22 protein-coding genes are annotated in these 18,511 nt (G+C 70.6%); 14 read left to right on the top strand and 8 right to left on the bottom strand.

Annotated features, from left to right (window positions below):
• Window positions 1-33: 33 nt before the first annotated feature.
• The 3 genes from CTB96_RS16490 to CTB96_RS16480 are packed head-to-tail and all read left to right on the top strand — an operon-like array spanning window position 34 to window position 2,094.
• Window positions 34-504, top strand: a complete 471-nt coding sequence (locus CTB96_RS16490; RefSeq protein WP_110127888.1) for a hypothetical protein — start codon at window positions 34-36, stop codon at window positions 502-504.
• A 41-nt stretch (window positions 505-545) separates the two neighbouring features.
• The gene (locus CTB96_RS16485) at window positions 546-1,751 is read left to right on the top strand and encodes a wax ester/triacylglycerol synthase domain-containing protein (RefSeq protein WP_110127887.1); all 1,206 of its coding nucleotides are present in this window, start codon (window positions 546-548) and stop codon (window positions 1,749-1,751) included.
• 13 nt (window positions 1,752-1,764) lie between these two features.
• The gene (locus CTB96_RS16480; protein WP_110127886.1) at window positions 1,765-2,094 is read left to right on the top strand and encodes a hypothetical protein; all 330 of its coding nucleotides are present in this window, start codon (window positions 1,765-1,767) and stop codon (window positions 2,092-2,094) included.
• Between the two features lie 22 nt (window positions 2,095-2,116).
• Here CTB96_RS16480 and CTB96_RS16475 read toward each other — a convergent pair whose 3' ends face one another.
• Entirely contained in the window at window positions 2,117-2,350 is a 234-nt protein-coding gene (locus CTB96_RS16475; protein ID WP_248283499.1) for a glutaredoxin domain-containing protein, read from the bottom strand.
• A gap of 247 nt (window positions 2,351-2,597) precedes the next feature.
• Here CTB96_RS16475 and CTB96_RS16470 point away from each other — a divergent pair, with 247 nt between their 5' ends.
• Window positions 2,598-2,852: a hypothetical protein gene (locus CTB96_RS16470; RefSeq protein ID WP_110127884.1), complete on the top strand. Its 255-nt coding sequence runs from the start codon at window positions 2,598-2,600 to the stop codon at window positions 2,850-2,852.
• Window positions 2,853-2,890: 38 nt separating this feature from the next.
• Here CTB96_RS16470 and CTB96_RS16465 read toward each other — a convergent pair whose 3' ends face one another.
• Window positions 2,891-4,153, bottom strand: coding sequence for an MFS transporter (locus tag CTB96_RS16465; protein ID WP_110127883.1), 1,263 nt, complete (start codon window positions 4,151-4,153; stop codon window positions 2,891-2,893).
• A gap of 158 nt (window positions 4,154-4,311) precedes the next feature.
• A complete protein-coding gene (locus tag CTB96_RS16460; protein ID WP_219993273.1) occupies window positions 4,312-4,866 on the bottom strand; it encodes a GNAT family N-acetyltransferase in 555 nt (184 codons plus the stop codon).
• 296 nt (window positions 4,867-5,162) lie between these two features.
• Here CTB96_RS16460 and CTB96_RS16455 point away from each other — a divergent pair, with 296 nt between their 5' ends.
• Window positions 5,163-6,779: an FAD-dependent oxidoreductase gene (locus CTB96_RS16455; RefSeq protein ID WP_110127881.1), complete on the top strand. Its 1,617-nt coding sequence runs from the start codon at window positions 5,163-5,165 to the stop codon at window positions 6,777-6,779.
• A gap of 17 nt (window positions 6,780-6,796) precedes the next feature.
• Here the strand turns inward: CTB96_RS16455 and CTB96_RS16450 are convergent, their stop codons facing one another.
• Complete coding sequence (locus CTB96_RS16450) at window positions 6,797-7,225, bottom strand: nitroreductase/quinone reductase family protein (RefSeq protein ID WP_110127880.1); 429 nt, start codon at window positions 7,223-7,225, stop codon at window positions 6,797-6,799.
• Between the two features lie 141 nt (window positions 7,226-7,366).
• Window positions 7,367-7,906: a winged helix-turn-helix transcriptional regulator gene (locus CTB96_RS16445; RefSeq protein ID WP_110127879.1), complete on the bottom strand. Its 540-nt coding sequence runs from the start codon at window positions 7,904-7,906 to the stop codon at window positions 7,367-7,369.
• 169 nt (window positions 7,907-8,075) lie between these two features.
• Here CTB96_RS16445 and CTB96_RS16440 point away from each other — a divergent pair, with 169 nt between their 5' ends.
• Complete coding sequence (locus CTB96_RS16440) at window positions 8,076-9,281, top strand: MFS transporter (RefSeq protein WP_181397310.1); 1,206 nt, start codon at window positions 8,076-8,078, stop codon at window positions 9,279-9,281.
• Window positions 9,282-9,468: 187 nt separating this feature from the next.
• Here the strand turns inward: CTB96_RS16440 and CTB96_RS16435 are convergent, their stop codons facing one another.
• Entirely contained in the window at window positions 9,469-9,873 is a 405-nt protein-coding gene (locus CTB96_RS16435; protein ID WP_110127877.1) for a DUF1801 domain-containing protein, read from the bottom strand.
• A gap of 139 nt (window positions 9,874-10,012) precedes the next feature.
• Here CTB96_RS16435 and CTB96_RS16430 point away from each other — a divergent pair, with 139 nt between their 5' ends.
• The 3 genes from CTB96_RS16430 (at window position 10,013) to CTB96_RS20605 (ending at window position 13,499) form a co-directional block, all read left to right on the top strand.
• Window positions 10,013-10,990, top strand: a complete 978-nt coding sequence (locus CTB96_RS16430) for an aldo/keto reductase (RefSeq protein WP_110127876.1) — start codon at window positions 10,013-10,015, stop codon at window positions 10,988-10,990.
• 74 nt (window positions 10,991-11,064) lie between these two features.
• Complete coding sequence (locus tag CTB96_RS16425) at window positions 11,065-11,469, top strand: DUF7715 family protein (protein ID WP_110127875.1); 405 nt, start codon at window positions 11,065-11,067, stop codon at window positions 11,467-11,469.
• A complete protein-coding gene (locus CTB96_RS20605; RefSeq protein ID WP_181397309.1) occupies window positions 11,466-13,499 on the top strand; it encodes a DUF2207 family protein in 2,034 nt (677 codons plus the stop codon). The genes CTB96_RS16425 and CTB96_RS20605 overlap by 4 nt, the downstream gene beginning before the upstream one ends.
• On the opposite strand, the gene CTB96_RS16415 is transcribed toward CTB96_RS20605, so the two are convergent.
• Window positions 13,496-14,005 carry a GNAT family N-acetyltransferase gene (locus CTB96_RS16415; RefSeq protein ID WP_110127874.1) on the bottom strand — a complete coding sequence of 170 codons (510 nt, stop codon included), beginning with the start codon at window positions 14,003-14,005 and terminating at the stop codon, window positions 13,496-13,498. The two genes, CTB96_RS20605 and CTB96_RS16415, sit on opposite strands and share 4 nt — an antisense overlap.
• A gap of 109 nt (window positions 14,006-14,114) precedes the next feature.
• Here CTB96_RS16415 and CTB96_RS16410 point away from each other — a divergent pair, with 109 nt between their 5' ends.
• Genes CTB96_RS16410 through CTB96_RS16400 form a run of 3 tightly spaced genes read left to right on the top strand, consistent with a single transcriptional unit; the run spans window position 14,115 to window position 16,160 of the window.
• Window positions 14,115-14,468 carry a GntR family transcriptional regulator gene (locus CTB96_RS16410; protein ID WP_110127873.1) on the top strand — a complete coding sequence of 118 codons (354 nt, stop codon included), beginning with the start codon at window positions 14,115-14,117 and terminating at the stop codon, window positions 14,466-14,468.
• Window positions 14,465-15,379, top strand: a complete 915-nt coding sequence (locus CTB96_RS16405; RefSeq protein ID WP_110127872.1) for an ABC transporter ATP-binding protein — start codon at window positions 14,465-14,467, stop codon at window positions 15,377-15,379. Before CTB96_RS16410 ends, CTB96_RS16405 begins: the two co-directional genes overlap by 4 nt.
• A gap of 10 nt (window positions 15,380-15,389) precedes the next feature.
• Entirely contained in the window at window positions 15,390-16,160 is a 771-nt protein-coding gene (locus CTB96_RS16400; RefSeq protein ID WP_110127871.1) for a hypothetical protein, read from the top strand.
• Between the two features lie 11 nt (window positions 16,161-16,171).
• Here the strand turns inward: CTB96_RS16400 and CTB96_RS16395 are convergent, their stop codons facing one another.
• Entirely contained in the window at window positions 16,172-16,906 is a 735-nt protein-coding gene (locus CTB96_RS16395; protein ID WP_181397308.1) for an HAD family hydrolase, read from the bottom strand.
• Between the two features lie 128 nt (window positions 16,907-17,034).
• Here CTB96_RS16395 and CTB96_RS16390 point away from each other — a divergent pair, with 128 nt between their 5' ends.
• Both CTB96_RS16390 and CTB96_RS16385 read left to right on the top strand, forming a co-directional pair.
• Window positions 17,035-18,054: an LLM class flavin-dependent oxidoreductase gene (locus tag CTB96_RS16390; RefSeq protein ID WP_110127869.1), complete on the top strand. Its 1,020-nt coding sequence runs from the start codon at window positions 17,035-17,037 to the stop codon at window positions 18,052-18,054.
• A gap of 2 nt (window positions 18,055-18,056) precedes the next feature.
• Window positions 18,057-18,455 carry an SRPBCC family protein gene (locus CTB96_RS16385; RefSeq protein ID WP_181397307.1) on the top strand — a complete coding sequence of 133 codons (399 nt, stop codon included), beginning with the start codon at window positions 18,057-18,059 and terminating at the stop codon, window positions 18,453-18,455.
• The last annotated feature ends 56 nt before the right edge of the window (window positions 18,456-18,511 follow it).

Below are 18,511 nucleotides of genomic sequence, written 5' to 3'. Positions count from 1 at the left end.
CAGGCGTAGCGTGGCATTCTGCGAGGTGCTGAGATGGCCGTCAGGGATGCGTTCACCGCCGACGAGTGGCGCGTGGTGGCCGCCGCCCCGTTCCTGGTGGGCATGTACCTGGTTTCGGTCTCGCCCAGCGGCCCGATCGGCGTGGTCACCGAAATGCTCACCGCGGAGAAGGCCGTCACGTTGGAGGCCTCCCGGCCCGACGGCTTGCCGATTGTGCAGGAAATCGAAGCCGACCTGATAGCGGGCGTGTTGACCCGCGACCTGGGCCGGATCAACGGCAGGGCCGGAACGCAGGAGCGGGTGCTGGTCGAGCTGGGCCGCGCGCTGGCATTGGTGGAGGCCCAGGCGCCGGCCATGGACTCCGCCTTCCGGGCCTGGTTGTACCGCGAAGGCGAGCGGCTGGCCCGAGTAGGGCCGGAGGCCGACGGGCGGCGGCGCGCGGTCAGCGACGACGAAGCGGCGGCGTTGGGCATCCTGGCCGACATGCTCGGCGTGCCGCGTTAGGGGGCGGGAACGCGCGGGGCACCCGGGTATACGGTCGGGACATGCGCAGCAGGGCACCGATCGACCGGGCGAGTGCCGACGACCTCATGGCCCTGGTCGCCGAGAACGGATCCACCCCGATGCAGGTGGGCGCGGTGCTGCTGCTCGACGCAGCCGCGGGCCTCGACCCGCGCCGCGCGGTCGAACAGCTCGGCCGGCGGGCGGCGGCGGTGCCCCGGCTGCGGCAACGCTTGCTGACCGTGCCCGCCGGTTGCGGCCGGCCGATCTGGGTGGACGACCCCGGTTTCGACGTCGCCCGGCACGTCAGCGTGCTAGAGCTGCCCGGGGAGAGACTGCCGGAGAATCTGATGCTCGCTCAGGCGGCCGAGCTGCTCGGCACGCCGCTGCCGCGGGACCGGCCGCTCTGGGTGGCCCGGTTGGTCACGACCGCCACCGGCCGGTCGGCCGCGCTCGTCGTGGTGATCCATCACGTGCTCGCCGACGGCGTGGGCGGACTGGCGGTTCTCGGCGCCCTCGCCGACGGCGCCGCCATCGGCAGCCTGGCTGCAGATTTTCCCCGCCCACAGCCGGCGCGCCGTCGGATCGCCGCGGATGCGATGCGACTGCGCGCACGAGCGATGCGCGAGCTGCCCGGCACCCTGATGCGCCTCGTCGCCGCGGCGCTGCACCGGCTGCTCGCCACGCGCGGTGAACGGCTGGACGAAATCGTGGTGTCGGTGCCGTTCTCGGCCCGGCAACAGACCGGTGCCGGGCAGCTCGGCAACGCCAGCGGCGTGATCCCGCTGCGCATCCCGGCCGTCGGCGACGCCACAACGCGACTGCACCGGGTCACCGTACTCAGCCGCACCGCTCGGGGGAGCGCACGCGGCGCATCCACGGCCCTGCTCGGCCCGCTGTTTCGCCTGTTGGCGCGGCTGGGACTGTACCGCCGGTTCATCAACGGGCAACGCCGCATCCACACGTTCACCAGCAATGTGCGCGGCCCGGCGGCGCCGCTGACGATGTTCGGCTGCCCGGTCACGGCGCTGCTGCCGCTGAGCGCACCCACCGGCAACGTCACCGTCGCGTTCGCCGTGCTGTCGTACGCCGGCACCCTGGCGATCACCCTGGTGGCCGACCTCGACGCCTGCCCCGACCTCACCACGCTGCGGAGCCTGCTGGTGCAGGAGCTGGCCGGGTTCGCGGTGCCCGAGTCGCCGAGCCCAAGCCAACCTGCCAAGAATTTCCAAACCGACCGGGATATTTAAGGTAGATTCAGGCATGGCGACAATCGGTTACATCCTCAGCTTTCTCGTGGTGACCGGTGTCGTTTTTATTTTCATGTATGTGGTGCGCCTCGCCCGGAACCAGCGACGCGCTGCACCGGGCAGCTCGATCGACCGGCGCGACGCCACCACGTGGATTGTCACCGGGGCGGCCATCGGCCTGGGTTCGGGCATGGCCGCTGTGGTGATGTTCGCCTGCGGCATGCTCTGGGGCGGGCCGTTTACCGCGCTCGGAGTCGGCGCGGTCATCGTTGCGGCGAGCAGTCTCACCGTGTCGTACGGGTCGCTGATGCGCAACCGTACCCGGGACCCGCACGACCGCTGAGCGCGCGCGGCGGGTACTCGCGCTAGATCGTGCCGAGCTCGGTGAGCTTGGCGCGCACGTCGGCGTCGCTGGGCTCGACCAGGTGTGAATCGTCGGCGAAGACGATCACCGGAATCTGGGTGCGGCCGCTGATGGCCTTCGCTCGGTCGGCGCCGTCGGCGACGCACTCCAGGTCGACGTAGTCGTAGGCCACGCCCAGCTCGTCGAGCAGTTTCTTCGAGCGGCGGCAGTCCCGGCACCACTCGGCGCCGAACATCGTGATCCCAGCGGATGCGGCGGCGGGGGAGGCGGCGGGATCGATGGTGGGAGCGGATGCGGCGGAGGCGGTCATTCTTCGAGTCTAAGCACGCTTTCACCCGAACTAGGTGAAACTCAGGGCTTCAGCGGGCTCGGTAGGGGTGCCCCGTCCAGCTACCGCACTCGGCATTGCGAACTAATTCCCTGACCAGGGCCGAACTGTGGTTAGCTAACAACACAAGTTTCACCATCAGAAGGAGCACAGCGTGAACCGCCGCATGCTCTGCGTGATCGGTCTGATCGTCTGCATCCTGGTCGGTATCGCCGGCACGGTGTTCCTCTTCACGCTCGGGCTGCGACCCGATGCGCTCGCCGCAGAGGTCGCGCCGGCCGACACCTTGGTCGGCGCCGGCAGCATGCTGGTGGGCGTGCTGGGCACTGCCGTGTTCCTGGGCCTGGTCTTGCGACCCGACGAGCCGGCGCGCGAGGTGCGCGCGCCCAACCAGATGCCGGACGCCTAGGACGGTTCCGCGGAACGTGGCGGCCAGCCGAGCGGGGGTCAGCCCGCGCTGGTGAGTTCGGGTTCGTCTGAGGGTGTCGCAGCCGGAGGAACCGGGCGCACCCTGGTGGCCAGCACGGGCGCGAACAGCACCACGAGCAGGCCGGCCAGCGGCACCACGAGCAGACCGTATCGGAGTGTGGTGAGGTCGGCGATGGCGCCCACGATCGGCGGGGAGGCCAGGAAGCCCAGCCGCAGCAACCAGGCGACGATGGTGAGTCCGGTGCCGGCGCGGAAGCCGGGAAGCTCGTCGGCCGCGTGCATGGCGGCGGGAATCAGGGTGGCCACGCCCAGCCCGGCGAGGCCGAAGCCCACGATGGTGCCGGGGATCGACGGGAAGGCGAGGGCCGTGCCCATGCCCAGGAAGACGATCGCCCCGCCGCTGCGGGCGACGGCCCGCTGGCCGAACCTGTCGACCAGGCCGTCGCCGAGCAGGCGGCCGATGAACTGCATGCCCTGCAGGGCGATGAATCCGAGACCGGCGACCAGGGCGGAGGTCTCGAGCGTGTCGGTGAGGTAGATGGGCGACCACGACGCCCCGGCGTCTTCGACCACGGCGCCGGAGGCGGCGATCACCACGAGCGCGCCGAGCACCAGCCAGCGGACGATCCGGCCGCGGCTGGGCGCGACCGGGTGCGCGTCGGTCACTGCCGCAACCTCGGGTTCCACCGGTTCGGGGCCGGCGAGCAGGAACCGGTAGGTGTAGAGCGCAAACAGGCTGAACGTGACGGCCGAGACCGCGAGATGGGTGCCGCGCGGCACCTCCAGCTGGGCAGCGGCCGCACCGAGCAATCCGCCGGTGACGGCGCCGATGCTCCACACGGCATGGAAGGAGTTGAGGATGCTGCGCTGGTAGAGCCGCTGCACCCTGAGGCCGTGCGAGTTCTGGGCCACATCGGTGATGGAGTCCATGGCGCCGGCCAGGAAGATGCCCGCGGCCAGAGCGATCCAGCTGGGCGCGAGACCGGCGATGACCAGGCCCACCGAGGTGAGCACGGTGCCGGCGATGGCCACCCGGGACGAACGGAACCGGCGGATGAGCATGCCGGCGGCGAGGCCCGCGATCAGCGCGCCGAGCGGGAACGCCGCTACGGCGAGGCCGAATTCAGCGTTGCTGAGGCCGAGCTCTGCTTTGATCGCCGGGTAGCGCGGAATCAGGTTGGCGAACAGGGCACCGTTGGTGAAGAAGAGTACGGCGACGGCGAATCGGGCGCGGCGCACCTCCACGGCAGGACGGGCGGTGGTGCGGGCGGGATGCGTCATTGCGTCGGCGGTCTTCCTGGCTGGGGGCGTGCCCGTGCGGGCGAGTGCGGGTCGGGCTTGCGGCGCGACGGATCAAGCTTGGCACGGATGCTGCGCGCGGCGGCAATCGGCACCCGGCGCCGGCCGCTCGATACGGTTCGGAACCGAACTAGCGCGGGTCAGGCGACCGGCAGCTCGAAAATCGTCTCGAGGCCGTCCTCGTCATCCCACTGTTCGCCCACCTCGACGAAACCGAACTGGGCCACGAGGGCGAGGGACGCCAGGTTCCCGGGGCTGATGGTGGCTCGCACCACGGTGACCGCCGGTTCCAGGGCGGCCCGGGCCAGCAGGGCGGTGAGCGCGGAGCGGGCGTAACCGCGCCGACGGAAGGCCACGTCGACGGCGTAGCCGACCTCGACCATACCGCGCGTATCGGGAGCTCCGTGATAGCCGGACTGACCCACCGCGAGGCGGCGCACCGGGTCGTAGATGACCCGGGTGATCCAGTCCGCGTCCTCCGGGGTGAGGGCGAGTTGCCGGCTGCGATACCGCCAGGTGCGGGCGCTGGCCGGCTCGACGAAATACGGGCTGAGCTCCACGGTGGCCTGCTCATTGGCCAGATCGAGATCCTCGTCGGCGAGGGCGTCGATGGTGGCACGGTTCAACTGAATCAGCTGCACCGCGGGCATCGCAGTTGACGGCCACGGTTTATCAAGCGGATTGTTCGGGGTCATGAGTCCTTCGGACGCGCGGGGAAGAGAAATGGCAGGAATGCCACCGCGAGAGGCCGGGGGACTGGTGCGAACGCGGCGATGGGCCGGTGGAACATTCCTCCTCAGGCTAGCGCGGGGCGAGTCGGCGTGCCGACCTCTCTGGCCCGATCGGCCCCGGGTCTTCCCGCCGGCGCGACCGCTGCTTATGCTGGCTGTGTCGTGAACCGGCCCGGCCGGTGCTGGGAGGTGCTGGTGGTGGGACTGAACGGGTCGTCGCCCGCCCGGATCGATCCGGCGCCGGGGGAACCCGGGTCGGCATGACCTACGACACCGACCTGCTCGTCGTCGGCGCCGGCAGCACGGGGCTCACCCTGGCCCTGCAGGCAGCGGCCCACGGCGCCCGGGTGCGAGTCGTGGAACGCCGGTCGCAGCCGCAGGGGCCCTCGCCGACTGTGGTGTTGCATCCGCGCAGCCTCGAACTTTTGCGACCCCTCGGGGTGACCGAGGCCCTCTTCGCGCGCGGGGAACGCTCCGTGGCGGCGCGGCTGCACCTGCGCTCGCGGGTGGTGAGCCTCACCCTCGGCCGGTTGGAGCTTCCCGGTACCGCGTTCCCGTACTTGTTGCGCATCCGGCAGGGGGAGCTCGAGGAGGTGCTGGCGGCGGCGCTCGCCGAGCGCGGCCTGGAGGTGGAGCACGGCGTGGAGGTGGTGCGCGTGGCCCGGGTGGGTGCCGGCGGCGCCCGGGCTGTGCTGCGCCGTGCCGGTCTGCCCGCCGATGAGGTGCACTGCCGCTTCCTGGCCGGCTGTGACGGACCGACCAGCCTAGTGCGCCGGTCGGTCGGAGGCTGGATCGGCGGCGACGACAGCCGGGAGGCGGTGCTCGCCGACGTGGAGCTGGGACCCGCGGCGACGGTCGCCGGCAGCCGGGCCGTTGAACCGGTTCTGCTGGAGGCCGACACCGCGCACGTGGGCGTCGGCCGAAGCGGGGTGGCCGTGCTGGTGCCTCCGGGGGCGGGCGCCGGGTGGCGCATGCACGCCTCCCGCCCCGCGGCCGCGGATCTCCCGCCGGCCGGCGAGACGGGTGCGCCGGTCTCGCGCACCGAATTGCAGCACCTCCTCGACGATGTCGCGCTGCCGGCGCGGGTGGAGGCTGTGGCCTGGTCGGCCGAGGTGCGCGTGCAGCACCGGCTCGCCAGCCGGTTCAGCCGGGGACCGTTGTTCGTGGCCGGGGAAGCCGCGCACGTGCATCCGCCGGTGGGCGGGCAGGGCGTGAACGCCGGCATCCACGACGCCGTCAACCTCGGCTGGAAGCTGGGTTTTGCCGCGGGCGCATCCTCGACGGCACGGCCTGCCCTGCTCGACTCCTATAACCAGGAGCGCCGCCGGGCGGACCGAGCCGTGTTGCGGCGCACGCACGCGCTCTACCGGGTCGCGGCCAGCCCGCATCCGCTCGCCCAACTGGCCCGAGTGGGCGCGGTGCCCCTGATCGCTCCGATCGTGCCGTTTCTGCTGCGGCAGCGCCGGGTGAGCGCGGCGGTGGTGCGCTCGCTCGCGCAACTCCGGCTGCGATATGCGCGCAGCCCGCTCTCGATGGAGGTGCCCGCCTCGGTCGTGCGAGTGCGCGGCGGCCTGGCCCAGCGCGGTTTGCGGCCCGGCTCACGGGTCGCCGACACCCTGGTGCGCTGTGCCGGCCGGCGGGTGCGCCTGCACGAGTTGATCAACGAGCCCGGCGTGCACATCCTGCTGCAGTCCGGCGCCCGGGCAGTGCCGGAGTCGATGCTGGGACCGCTGGTGCACGCCTACCGGCTCGACGACCGGCCGGGAACGGGCATGCTCGTGGTGCGACCCGACGGCTATGTGGCCCTGCGGGCGCCGGTGGTCGACGAAGCGTCGCTCGCCACCTGGCTGCGCCTGGTGGGACTGGCCGAGGGCTGAGTGACGGGTGATGGCGCTCAGCCGTGGATCGGTGGCCCGATCGGGTCGAGCCGGAAGATCGGGTGGTCGGCCGGATTCGGCAGCTCGGCCAGAAAAGCATCGGCCCGGCGGCCGAGACGCTTGAGATACGCACCCACCACGAGCTGGTGCTCGTCACCGCGCAGTTCGGTGGCGTGGAACGGAACGTGCCGCCAGCGCAGCCGCAGCTCGCAGCGCCCGGCGATGCGCAGGTTGCGCACCCACTGGGTCTCGCCGCGGCGTGCGATCAGGTACCGGTCGCCCGCGTAGTCGAAGGGCGCCACCGGGGTGCCGATCGGATGGCCGCTGATGCGGCCCCGCACGATGAGCACGGGGCCGCCGAGCGCTCGCACGAGCGGATTGGCGACCCTGCGCATGAAAGAGCCGGGGGGAATGTAACCGCCGCTACGGGTGGTCGGGCTGGACATGATGTCGGGCTCCTTCCGTCGTCAGGCAGTGGGCGTATCCGTCACCCGCTTGACACGGTACTGCCGCTGCCCGTGCGCCGAAACCCCGGTTGGGGCCATCCTTTTCTCCGGCCGAGATCCTCTGCAGCGTGTGTCGGCGGGTCAGGCCTGCGCGACGGCGATGGGGCGGATGGGTCCGACCTCGGGGTCGTTCTCGCCCGGACCGGGCACGATAGCGATGTCGGCGGGCGGCACCACGCGGCCGTCGGCCGTGACGAACGCGACCGTGGTGGCCTCGCCGGTGGCGGCGTGCTGGTAGAGGCGACTCGGGCCGTGGCCGGAGGGTCGGTAGTCGTTGCCCCACTGGGTGAGGGCGCCGAGTACGGGCAGCAGGGCAATGCCGGCGGCGGTGAGGTGGTAGTCGAAGCGCTCGCGGGCACCTGGCTCCCGGTAGCCCCGGCGCTCGAGCACGCCGGCCTCCACGAGGGAGGCCAGCCGGGAGGTGAGGATGTCGGTGGGGATGCCGAGCACCCGGCGGAAGTCGGTGAACCGGGTGCTGCCGCGAAAGCCCTCGCGCACGATCAGGATCGTCCACCTGTCGCCGAGCACCTGCATAGTGCGGGCGATCGAGCAGCGCACGTCGCCGGCTGAGCGTTTGGCTGTGGCCGGTGCCGCGGGAGCATCGGAGGATTCCGTTGTCATGCCCTCATCCTACATTGAGTTGGCTTTTCCAAGTCAGCCTGTTAGCGTGGCGGGACGGCAGTCATCCGGCGGCCGGCCTGCAACGACGCGGCGCGCATCCGTCGCCCTCGGCGCCACCTCACCAGTTCTGGGGGGTCAGCCGACTGCGCCCCATCCGGTCTGGAGCCGCATGTCAGTCACCCATCCCGCCACTCGGTTCTGGGCCGCCGCGTCCGTGGCGATGCTCGCCCTCTGGGCCAGCGGATCGCCCACCATGATCTACCCGCTCTACGCGCACGACTGGAACATGTCGCCCGCGGCCACGACCACGCTCTTCGCCGTTTATCCGCTGGTGCTGGTGGTGGTGCTGCTCGTCTTCGGCGACATCTCCGACCACATCGGCCGCCGCGCCACCATGCTCGCTGGGGTCGGCGCCATGTTCGTCGGAGCGTTGCTGTTCGCCGTGGCTCCGGCGGAGGGCTGGCTGTTCGTCGCCCGGGCCTTCCAGGGCATCGGCGTGGGCTTGGCGATGGCGCCGGCCAGCGCCGCGATGGTGGAGTTCAACACCCGAGGCGGCACCGCACGCGCCAGCTCGGTCAACACCGCGGCCACGGCGGCGGGGCTGGCGCTGGCCACGATCATCGCCGGCGCCCTGGTGCAGTACGCGCCCAACCCGCGCCAGCTCAGCTACTGGGTGGTCGTCGTGGCTGCCGCGCTGGCGTTCGTGGCGGTGCTCTCGCTGCCCAAGCATGTGCCAGACACCCAGACCGCGACCCGCTGGCGGCCGCGGCCCATCCACGTACCGGCGGCCCTGCGCGGCACCGTGACCGCCGCCGCCCTGGCCGTCACGACGGCATTCGCGGTGGGCGCCGTGCTGCTCTCGCTCGGCGCGCAGATCTCGGCCGACCTCATCCACTCGAGCAACACCCTGGTCTCCGGCCTGGTGCTCGCCATCACCTCCGTCGTGATCGGCATCACCGCCCTCGCCGCCAAGCGGATGCCCGCGCGCGTGGCCATCGGCATCGGCGGCCTGGCCAGTGCCAGCGCGGTGGCGCTGCTCGTGGTCAGCGCGGCCACGGCGTCGCTGCCGGTGTTCGCGGTCACCTCGGTGGCCGCCGGCGTCGGCTATGGGCTCCTCTTCCTCGGTGGCCTGGGCCTGGTGAACAAGCACGCTCCGGCGCACCACCGGGCAGGCACGATCTCGGTGGTCTACACCGCGGCCTACCTGATGCAGGGCATCATCGCCGTGCTGGTGGGGCTCGAGGCCACCGCGGTGGGCCTGCAGACCGCGCTCGACGTGGCCGCCCCGGTGCTCATCGTGTTGGCGCTCGGCACCTCGGCGGTGGCGCTCCGCCTGCGCGGCGGCCCCGGCCTGGTTGCCGCCCAGGAGGGGTAGCTGGTTCGGTGCGGAGGGCTCCGGGGCACCGGCCGCTGGCCTGCGTCAAGAGCTACGCGGGTGCGGCGCCGTTTCGCGGGTGGCGCGCCACGGGCGAACCGGCGCCTGACCCGCGTATCTCCCGGCACGGGCTGCGCCACCGCGCGAGCGGCCCCGCCCGCGAGCATACGAGGGCGGCAGCGGCGGGCTACGCCGGGAAGGCCCCGGGCGTGAGCCAGGCCCGCACCACCGCCAGGGCCGCGTCGCGCTTCGCCGCGAGGTCGGCCAGGTCGGTCACGGGCAGGCTCGCCCGAATATCGGAGTGCCAGGTGAGCAGACCGAGCGGGTCGCCGGTGAACGCGGATGCGGCATCCGTGTTCTCGGCGGTGGTGGCGCCCCGGTGCAGAATCAGGCGCACCGCCCCTCTACCCTGCGCGTTGATGGTGGCCTGATCGACCCCGTCGAGAACGTAGCTGGGGGAGTTCCACTTGACGATCTCCTGCGCGTCCGGGCTCGCCTCGCGCACGAGGGTGCGCAGCGCCTCGACGAGTCTGCGGCGGTCCTCGGGCTGGGCGGCGAGGAACTCCTCGACGGAACGGTGACGGTCGACCATGGTTGGAGCGTAGCGGTGGCGGTGGCCCACCGGCTAGCGCCGCCCGCCCGGTGACAACGGCGGCGCGCGCGCCTAGGGTGAGGAATGGCCCCGCAGGCACACCTGCGCGCCGTCCCGCCAGCTCTCGAAAGGCCTCCTGATGAAATACGTACGCCTGGGCACCACCGGCCTCGAGGTCTCGGCAATCACCCTCGGCTGCATGAGCTTCGGCAACCCGATGCGCGGCAACCACTCCTGGACCCTGCCCGAAGAGGTCAGCCGGCCGCTGATCAAGCAGGCGCTGGATGCCGGCATCACCACCTTCGACACCGCGAATGTGTACTCCGACGGCAGCAGCGAGGAGATCGTGGGCCGTGCGCTGCGCGACCTCGCCACCCGCGACGAGGTCGTGCTGGCCACCAAGGTGCACGGCCGCATGCGGCCGGGCCCGAACGGTGCCGGGCTGTCGCGCCGCGCCATCCTGAGCGAGATCGACCACAGCCTCACCCGGCTGGGCACCGACTACGTCGACCTGTACCAGATCCACCGCTGGGACCCGCTGACCCCGATCACGGAGACCATGGAGGCGCTGCACGACGTGGTCAAGGCCGGCAAGGCCCGCTACATCGGGGCCTCGTCGATGTACGCCTGGCAGTTTGCCACCGCCCAGCACACCGCCGACCTGAACGGATTCACCCGGTTCGTCTCGATGCAAGACCAATACAACCTGATCAACCGCGAGGAAGAGCGCGAGATGCACCCGTATTGCCTCGACCAGGGCGTCGGCGTGTTGCCGTGGAGCCCGCTGGCCCGCGGCAAACTCACCCGCGACTGGGACGACACCACCAGTCGGTCCGAAACCGACAACTTCGGCCAGACCCTCTACAAGCAGCACGAAGAGGGCGACCGGGCGATCGCCGATGTCGTGGCCGAGGTGGCCGCCGAACGCGGCGTGCCGCGGGCGCAGGTGGCGCTGGCCTGGGTGCGTCAGCAGCCGGCGGTGACCTCGCCGATCGTGGGCGCCACCCAGGCGCATCACCTTGAGGATGCCGTCGCCTCGGTCGACCTCACCCTCAGCGACGAGGAACTGGCCCGCCTCGCGGCCCCGTACCGGCCGCACGTGCCCGAGGGCTTCTGACCGGATGTCGGTGGCCCGGTCTAGCCTGACGCCACCTACTCATTCACCCTCGTGCCGAGAAAACGGAGCAGATCATGAGGGTATTCGTGGCGACCTCGGCGACCCAGGGCACGCGGGCCAGTGATTTCACCCACTGCGTCGACGGAGAACTCGTCTGGCTGAGGGATGTCTGCCCTGCCAGCCGACGACGCCCCGATGGACCGTGCGAGTGCGGGCGATCGTTTTCGGGACTGAGCTCGAACAACTACACCACTACTGCGCTCGTGCGGGAGATCCCAGATCTCACTCGCGCCGAGTATGAAGCGGCCTTGACAGCCAGCTTCGATCGGCAGGAGTGGTGCCTGTGCTGCACCAGTCGGTCGGTTGAGGAGTTCATCGATGAGCTCATGGCCTTGGCCGGGGTGTTCCCCGATGGAGCCGTCGTGGAACGACGGGTCGACAACCTCGCCGTGAGGGGGTCACTAGGCTCGGGAGGGTGACTCGTCTTCTGAAGATCCTGTCCTCCCTCGTTGTTGCGGCCTCGGTGGCGCTCGGTGCGCCGCTGGCGGCCAGTGCCGCCGCGCCCCAACCGGTCGCCAACGTGGCCCTCGCCGGCGTGGCCACCGACACCTCGGACTTCACCTTCGACTCGTTCGCGGCCGACTACTACCTCGGTCGCGACGAGGCGGGGCACTCCACCCTGCAGACCGTCGAGACCTTCGTGGCGGAGTTTCCCGATTTCGACCAGAACCGGGGCATCATCCGCGCCATTCCCAACGACTACGACGGCGTGCCTCTGCACACGGCCGTGCAATCCGTCACCGACGCCCGGGGCGAGCCGGTGTATTTCGACAGCACCGTCAACGGCGGTTTCACCGAGCTCGCCCTCGGCACCGACGAGTTCGTGCAGGGTACCCAGACCTATGTGATCACCTACACGCAGCAGAACGTGGTGCGGGCCTTCACCGACACGAACGATGATGAGTTCTACTGGGACACCAACGGCACCGGCTTCGACCAGCCGTTCGGCAGCGTCACCGCCCGGGTGCACGTCGATCCGGCCATCGCCGAATTCCTCACCGGCAACAACGCCTGCTACCTCGGCGCACAGGGCGCCAGCGGCGACTGTGCCGTCAGCCAGGCAGCGGATGCCGCCGCCGCCGCTCCGGCCGACCCCGCCGCCCCGTCCGGCCAGGTGTTCACCGCGGAGGGCACCGACGTGGGTCCGGGGGAGAACCTCACCGTGGCGATCGGCTTCACCGCCGGCACCTTCGTGCAGGTCCCGGCCGAAACCCAGCCGCAGGGACCCTCCAACGGCTCGGGCGGGTTCCAACCGGGCATCTACCAGCCAGGCTCGAACACCCCCATCGACTTCAGCATCATCCCGATCGGCCTGCTCGGCCTCGCGCTGCTCGGCGGGGCCTTCGCGCTCGCCCAGGTCTTCCTGCGGCCGCGCGACGCCAAGGGTCGCGGCACCATCATTCCGCAGTACACGGTGCCCACGGGCTACAACCTGCTCGAGGCCGCCGACCTCATCGGCCGCACCACGGCGGCGATGGCCGCGCAGATCGTGAGCTTCGCGGTGCGCGGAAAGGTGCGCATCCTGGACTACCCGGTGAGCGCCGACGGCGGCGACTACACCCTGCAGCTGCTCACCGCCGAGGGCGTGGACGACCAGGAACGCGCCCTGCTCTGGGTGTTCTTCCCCGGCCTGGAGGCCGGCGCCGTGTGCGAACTCGGCGTGACCAACGACGCGCTGGCCGACCAGCTGGCCAACGCCACCGCGGATGCCCGGCAGCGCTCGATCGGCCGGGGCTGGCGCGCCCGGCCGGTGCGGACCCCCGCCAAGACCCGGCTGCTGATCGGCTTCGCCGCGCTCGCCGTGGCCGCCCTGGCCGTTCTCGTCGTCGGAGTGGGCCTGGGGTGGCTGCCCGGCGGTGTGATCTTCGCTCTCGTGCTGCTGATCGGGCTGGGCGTGATCGGCGCCAGCGTGGTTGCGTCCCGGCCGCTCGTGCTCACCGAGGCCGGGGTGGAGCAACGCGACTACCTCACCGGCATGAAGGTCTACCTCGACCTGGCCGAGGCCGACAGGTTCCGCATGCTGCAGAGCCCGGATGGTGCGTTGCGGGTGACCGTGCCCCGGTCGGTGCCCGGTGCCGCCGGCCCCGGCGCCGAAGCGGGCGCGGCGGCAACCGGGATCGACACCGTTGAACTGGTCAAGCTCTACGAGAAGCTGCTGCCCTTCGCGGTGCTCTGGGGCGTCGAACGGGAGTGGGCGGCCGAGCTCGCGGTGTACTACGAGCAGAGCACCGCCGCCCCGGACTGGTTCCTCTCCCAGAACGCGTTCAGTGGGCTCTACCTTGCCTCGGCGCTGAACAACCTCGTCAATTCGGTGCACACCACCCAGACGCCCACGCCCCCACCGCCGAGCACCTGGTCGAACAGCGGGGGCGGTAGTTTCTCCGGCGGTTCCTTCGGCGGTGGGTTCTCCGGCGGCGGTGGTGGCGGTGGTGGCGGCGGCGGTCGCTAGAGCCGCTTGACCATCTCGATCTCCTGCGCCCCGGCGTCGAGCACGTACGGCACCCGGCGACCGGTCTCGACGAAACCGCGGCGCAGGTAGGCGGCGCGGGCACGGGAGTTGTCTTCGTGCACGTGCAGGGTGAGGGTGTCACCCTCGGTGCGGGCCCAGTCCTCGACCGCGAGCATCAGGCGGTCGAACACGCCGGCCTCCCGGCCGCGGTGTGTGGGGGAGACGTACACGCCCACGAGCAGGGCGCCGGTGGCCGGGTCGGGCACGTAACCGCCCATCGTGCCCACCCATCGCCCTGCCGTGTCGATCGCAACCAGGGCGATGGTGTGTTCGGCGGAACCGCGGGCCCCGCGCATCCGCCATTCGGCCTCAGAGTGGGTGATGGCGTCTTCCACAGTCTCGCCGAACGCGATGGGGGTGTCCCGCAGCATTTCCAGGCGGAGGTCGCGCAGTTCGCGCCAGTCGTCCGGCCCGGTGCGACGGATGCTGTACGCCTCTGTAACCATCCGCCGAGCATACCGACTTGCCGGGGCCGGGTGCCGAAACTGGCTCTTGCGGGGTGTCCGGTTCTGTGGTTCATTAGTTGAGTAACCAACCACTGAGGCAGGAACTGTGATGGACGAAGGCCGACCGATCTTCCAGCAGATCGCGGAACGGGTCGAGAACGACATCCTCACCGGTGCGCTCAGCGAGGAGGGCCAGGTGCCCTCCACCAATGAATTCGCCCTGTACTACCGCATCAACCCGGCCACCGCCGGCAAGGGCGTGAATCTGCTCGTCGAGCAGGGCATCCTCTACAAGCGTCGCGGGATCGGCATGTTCGTGGCCGCCGGCGCCCGGGAGCGCATCAGCGCCCGGCGCCGCGAGATGTTCGTCCTGGAGTACATCGCGCCGATGCTCGCCGAAGCCGCGAGCCTGGGCATCACACCCCACCAGATCAGCCAACTCATCGAGGAGGAGACATCGTGACCAGCCAGAACCCCGTCATCCAGGTGGATGACCTCACCCGCAGCTATCGGGACGTCGCGGCGCTCCAGAACGTCTCGTTCGCCCTGCAGCCCGACATCATCTGCGGCCTGCTCGGCCGCAACGGCGCCGGCAAGACCACCCTGATGCGCATGCTGACCGGCCAGGACTTCCCCAGCAGCGGCACCGCCCGCATGTTCGGCGAGAACCCGGTGGAGAACAGCGCCGTGCTGCAGCAGATCTGCTTCGTCTCCGAGGGCCAGCGCTACCCCGACGGCTATCACGCCAGGCATGTGCTGGCCGGGGCGCCCTGGTTCTTCGCCAACTGGGATGCCGCCTTCGCCGACGCACTGGTCGACAAGTTCCGGTTGCCGCTCAAGCGCGACGTGAAGAAGCTCTCCCGCGGCCAGCAGTCCGCCCTCGGTGTGATCCTGGGCCTGGCCAGCCGGGCGCCGATCACGATCTTCGACGAACCGTACCTGGGCCTGGATGCCGTGGCCCGGCAGATCTTCTATGACGCCCTGCTGGCCGACTACGCCGAGAATCCCCGCACGATCCTGCTCTCGACCCACCTGATCGACGAGGTGAGCAACTTGCTCGAGCACGTGCTGGTGCTCGACGAGGGCCGGCTGCTGCTCGACCAGGATGCCGAGAGCCTGCGCGGCAGTGCCTCGGCCGTGGCCGGCCGGGCCGGCGACGTCGACAGTTTCGCCGAGGGTCGCCGGGTGCTGCACCGCGACACCCTCGGCGGCCTGGCCACCGTCACGATCTCCGGCCGGCTCACCCCCGCCGACCACCGTGCCGCCACCGCGGCCGGCCTCGAGATCGCGCCGGTCTCGTTCCAGCAATTGATCGTCGACCTGAGCACACATCCCGATCGGCGACCCGCCGTGGCGTCGGTCGCTTACGAGTGAGGAGCCCGAAATGACTGCCATCAGCACTGACCCCGCGGTTGCACGCACGGGCACGCCGCGCCGGATCACCAACGTGATGCGGCTGCACCTGGTCAACCGCGTCACCTATATCGGCATCCCGTGGATCATCACCGCGGTGGCGCTGGGCATCTCCATCATCGTGGCGCTGTTGATCGTCGCGTCGGTGTCCGGCCCAGACCAGCAGGTCGCCCTCGAGGGCATGGGCTACAGCTGGGCGGTGCTCTCGCCGCTGTGGTACCTCGCCGTCGTGGGGGTGCAGGCCGTGAACGCGGTCTTCCCGTTCGCGCTGGGCTTCAGCATCACCCGGCGGGAATATGCCCTGGGCACACTGCTCACCTACGTCGCGATGGCGGCGTTCAACGCCACCGGCTGGGCGATCCTCACCGAGATCGAACGCGCCATCAACGCCGCCGGTGTCACCTTCCACCACTTCACCGCGCTCTGGTTCGCGGATGCCGGGGTCGGCACGGTCTGGCTGTCGCTGTTCAGCCTGCAGCTGCTGATCTTCGCCGTCACCTCGGCGTTCGCCGCGGTCTACGCCCGCTGGCGGGCGCTCGGCATGGTGGTGCTCTGGGTGGCCGTGGCGGTGGTGCTGATCGGCATCGTCGCGTTCGCGGTGCTCACCGGCACAGCCCCGCCGATCATCGACTGGCTGTTCGGGCTGTCCACCGCGAGCCTCTTCGCTGCCCTGCTCGTGCCGGCCGTGCTGGCCTTCGCACTGGGCTGGCTGGCCCTGCGCTGGGCGCCGCTGCGCGGTTGAACCAGCAGGAGTTATGCAGCCCCGCGGGTGCCGAGGGGGCGGGTGCTCGGGTAGCGGAACGCGAGCAGGTCGGGCAGCTCGAGCACCGAGGTGACCCGGCGGGTCTCCGGCACGCCGTCCCGGGCGTCGGGGTGCACCAGCACTGCCTCCATGCCCTGGGCGCGCGGTCCGTCGAAGTCGGCATCCCAGGTGTCGCCGACGAAGATCACCTGCTCGGCCTTCGCCTCCGCCAGCTCGAGAGCGGCCTGGTAGATCGCCGGGTGGGGTTTGCGGTAGCCCACCTCGAGCGACGTGACGATGTGGCTGATCGAGCCGGCGGCGCCCATCGCGCCCAACTGACGGGGCACCACGGATGCGCTGTGCGTGTTCGAAACGATCGTGAGGGTGAAACTCTGGCTCAGTTCCTGCAGGGTCTGGGCCATGCCGGGAATGAGCACCACCCCGCGTTCCCAGTCGGCCATGTTGCTCGCGGCGCCGTCGGCGATCTCGGCGGCGTCGGGCTCCCGGCCCAGCAACCGCACAATCGCGCGGCGGGAGAGCTCCTCCATCGAGAACTCCCGCATGTCGTCGGTGGCCTCATCGTTGAGCTGGTGGAAGGCCTGCAACCAGGCGGTGGCGGTCTCGTGCTCGGCGCCGGTCGCGCCCAGCGCGAGCATGCTGGCATGCGTGTCGGTGTACCCCTGTCCCGCGCGGGAATCGGAGTAGTCGACGAGAGTGCCGAAGAAGTCGAGAAACAAATGACGCATGCCCACAGCTTGCCAGCATGCGGCAGATCGCGCTGGTAGCGACCCGATCACATCCGCCCTGTGCATCCGTCGGGTCGGTGGCCACCGCGGGCGGGAATACGGCGCCACCGGGGAACGCTGCACGCACTATGAAGCACATCGGGTTCCTCTCCTTCGGCCATTACCAGGCGGTGCCGGGCTCGCTCGTGCGCACCGCGCAAGACGCGCTGCTGCAGACCGTGGAGTTGGCCGTGGCGGCCGAGGAGATCGGTGTGGACAGCGCCTCGGTGCGCGTGCACCACTTCGCGCCGCAACTGGCGTCCCCGTTCCCCCTGCTGGCCGCGATGGCCGCCCGCACCAGCCGCATCGAGCTGGGCACCGGCGTGATCGACATGCGCTACGAAAACCCGCTCTATATGGCCGAAGAGGCCGCGATCACCGACCTGATCAGCAACGGCCGGTTGCAGCTGGGCCTCAGCCGCGGTTCACCCGAGACCGCGCTGCGCGGCGCCGAGGCCTTCGGGCACGTGCCCGCACCGGGCCAGACCGACGCGGATGACGCCCGCGAGCGCACCGCCCAGTTCCGCGCCGCCATCGCCGGGGCCGGCGTCGCCAACGCGAACCCGCAGCTCACCGGCCACACCGGGCGGCTCGCCATCCAGCCGCAGTCGCCCGGCCTCTCCGAGCGCATCTGGTGGGGCTCCGGCACCCGCGCCACCGCCAAGTGGACCGGCGAGCAGGGCATGAACCTGATGAGCTCGACCCTGCTCACCGAAGACACGGGCGCCGACTTCGGTGATTTGCAGGCAGAACAGATCGCCATCTTCCGGCAGGCCTGGGCCGACGCCGGCCACCCCGGCACGCCGCGGGTGGCGGTGAGCCGCAGCATCCTGCCGCTCGTGACCGACCAGGATCGTCGCTTCTTCGGCCTGCGTGCCCAGGCCGACAACCGCGACCAGGTGGGCCACCTCGACGGCGGCCTGGCCCGGTTCGGCAAGAGCTACATCGGCGAACCCGATGTGCTCATCGAGCAGCTGGCCCAGGATGCCGCGGTGCAGGCCGCCGACACCGTGCACATCACGGTGCCCAACCAGCTCGGCGTGGACTTCAACACGCAGTTGCTCGACTCGGTTCTCCGATACGTGGCCCCTGGACTCGGCTGGCGATAGGCGTGTCTACCGTCGTCGTCGAGATCGCGCTGCCGGTCAGCGTGATCGACACCTGGGCGCTGCTCACGGATGACCGCGGCACGTGGTGGCCAGATCTCGCGTTCGACACCGCCGTGGGTGCGCCCCTGACCGAGCACTGGCGTGACGACGCCGGCAACGAGGGTGTCGCCAGCGGCTGGAATGTCGAGGTGGTTCCGCCACGCCTCCTTTCCTTCGCCTGGGCAGCGCCCGGCGATGCGGAAACGCACGTGCACTGGGAGGTCAGGACGGCTAACGGCGGCGGGTCGATAGTCACCGTGCGCGAGTCCGGGCTGGATAAGGCCGCCACGTTCGAGCACCGATCAGGCTGGACGTACCACCTCAACCGCCTGCAGGTCGCCGCGACTGTTTCGTGCACTTGACGCGATTCTGCCTGGCCGGCGCGGCCCGACCCACGCGGGCAGGGCTGCGGCGTAGG

It is taken from the genome of Cryobacterium arcticum, assembly GCF_003185895.1.
In the GTDB taxonomy this organism is placed as follows: domain Bacteria; phylum Actinomycetota; class Actinomycetes; order Actinomycetales; family Microbacteriaceae; genus Cryobacterium; species Cryobacterium arcticum.
The sequence above is the reverse complement of the archived record's forward strand: the minus strand, read 5'-3'. Positions and strand labels throughout refer to the sequence as shown.

Coding starts and splice junctions, on each gene's coding strand:
- CTB96_RS16450 (WP_110127880.1), bottom strand. CDS start 7,225: ATGTCCAGCCCGACCACCCGTAGCGGCGGTTACATTCCCCCCGGCTCT.
- CTB96_RS16485 (WP_110127887.1), top strand. CDS start 546: ATGCGCAGCAGGGCACCGATCGACCGGGCGAGTGCCGACGACCTCATG.
- CTB96_RS16490 (WP_110127888.1), top strand. CDS start 34: ATGGCCGTCAGGGATGCGTTCACCGCCGACGAGTGGCGCGTGGTGGCC.
- CTB96_RS16410 (WP_110127873.1), top strand. CDS start 14,115: ATGGACGAAGGCCGACCGATCTTCCAGCAGATCGCGGAACGGGTCGAG.
- CTB96_RS16480 (WP_110127886.1), top strand. CDS start 1,765: ATGGCGACAATCGGTTACATCCTCAGCTTTCTCGTGGTGACCGGTGTC.
- CTB96_RS16390 (WP_110127869.1), top strand. CDS start 17,035: ATGAAGCACATCGGGTTCCTCTCCTTCGGCCATTACCAGGCGGTGCCG.
- CTB96_RS16440 (WP_181397310.1), top strand. CDS start 8,076: ATGTCAGTCACCCATCCCGCCACTCGGTTCTGGGCCGCCGCGTCCGTG.
- CTB96_RS16415 (WP_110127874.1), bottom strand. CDS start 14,005: ATGGTTACAGAGGCGTACAGCATCCGTCGCACCGGGCCGGACGACTGG.
- CTB96_RS16475 (WP_248283499.1), bottom strand. CDS start 2,350: ATGTTCGGCGCCGAGTGGTGCCGGGACTGCCGCCGCTCGAAGAAACTG.
- CTB96_RS16430 (WP_110127876.1), top strand. CDS start 10,013: ATGAAATACGTACGCCTGGGCACCACCGGCCTCGAGGTCTCGGCAATC.
- CTB96_RS16445 (WP_110127879.1), bottom strand. CDS start 7,906: ATGACAACGGAATCCTCCGATGCTCCCGCGGCACCGGCCACAGCCAAA.
- CTB96_RS16460 (WP_219993273.1), bottom strand. CDS start 4,866: ATGACCCCGAACAATCCGCTTGATAAACCGTGGCCGTCAACTGCGATG.
- CTB96_RS16455 (WP_110127881.1), top strand. CDS start 5,163: ATGACCTACGACACCGACCTGCTCGTCGTCGGCGCCGGCAGCACGGGG.
- CTB96_RS16425 (WP_110127875.1), top strand. CDS start 11,065: ATGAGGGTATTCGTGGCGACCTCGGCGACCCAGGGCACGCGGGCCAGT.
- CTB96_RS16400 (WP_110127871.1), top strand. CDS start 15,390: ATGACTGCCATCAGCACTGACCCCGCGGTTGCACGCACGGGCACGCCG.
- CTB96_RS16435 (WP_110127877.1), bottom strand. CDS start 9,873: ATGGTCGACCGTCACCGTTCCGTCGAGGAGTTCCTCGCCGCCCAGCCC.
- CTB96_RS16395 (WP_181397308.1), bottom strand. CDS start 16,906: ATGCGTCATTTGTTTCTCGACTTCTTCGGCACTCTCGTCGACTACTCC.
- CTB96_RS16465 (WP_110127883.1), bottom strand. CDS start 4,153: ATGACGCATCCCGCCCGCACCACCGCCCGTCCTGCCGTGGAGGTGCGC.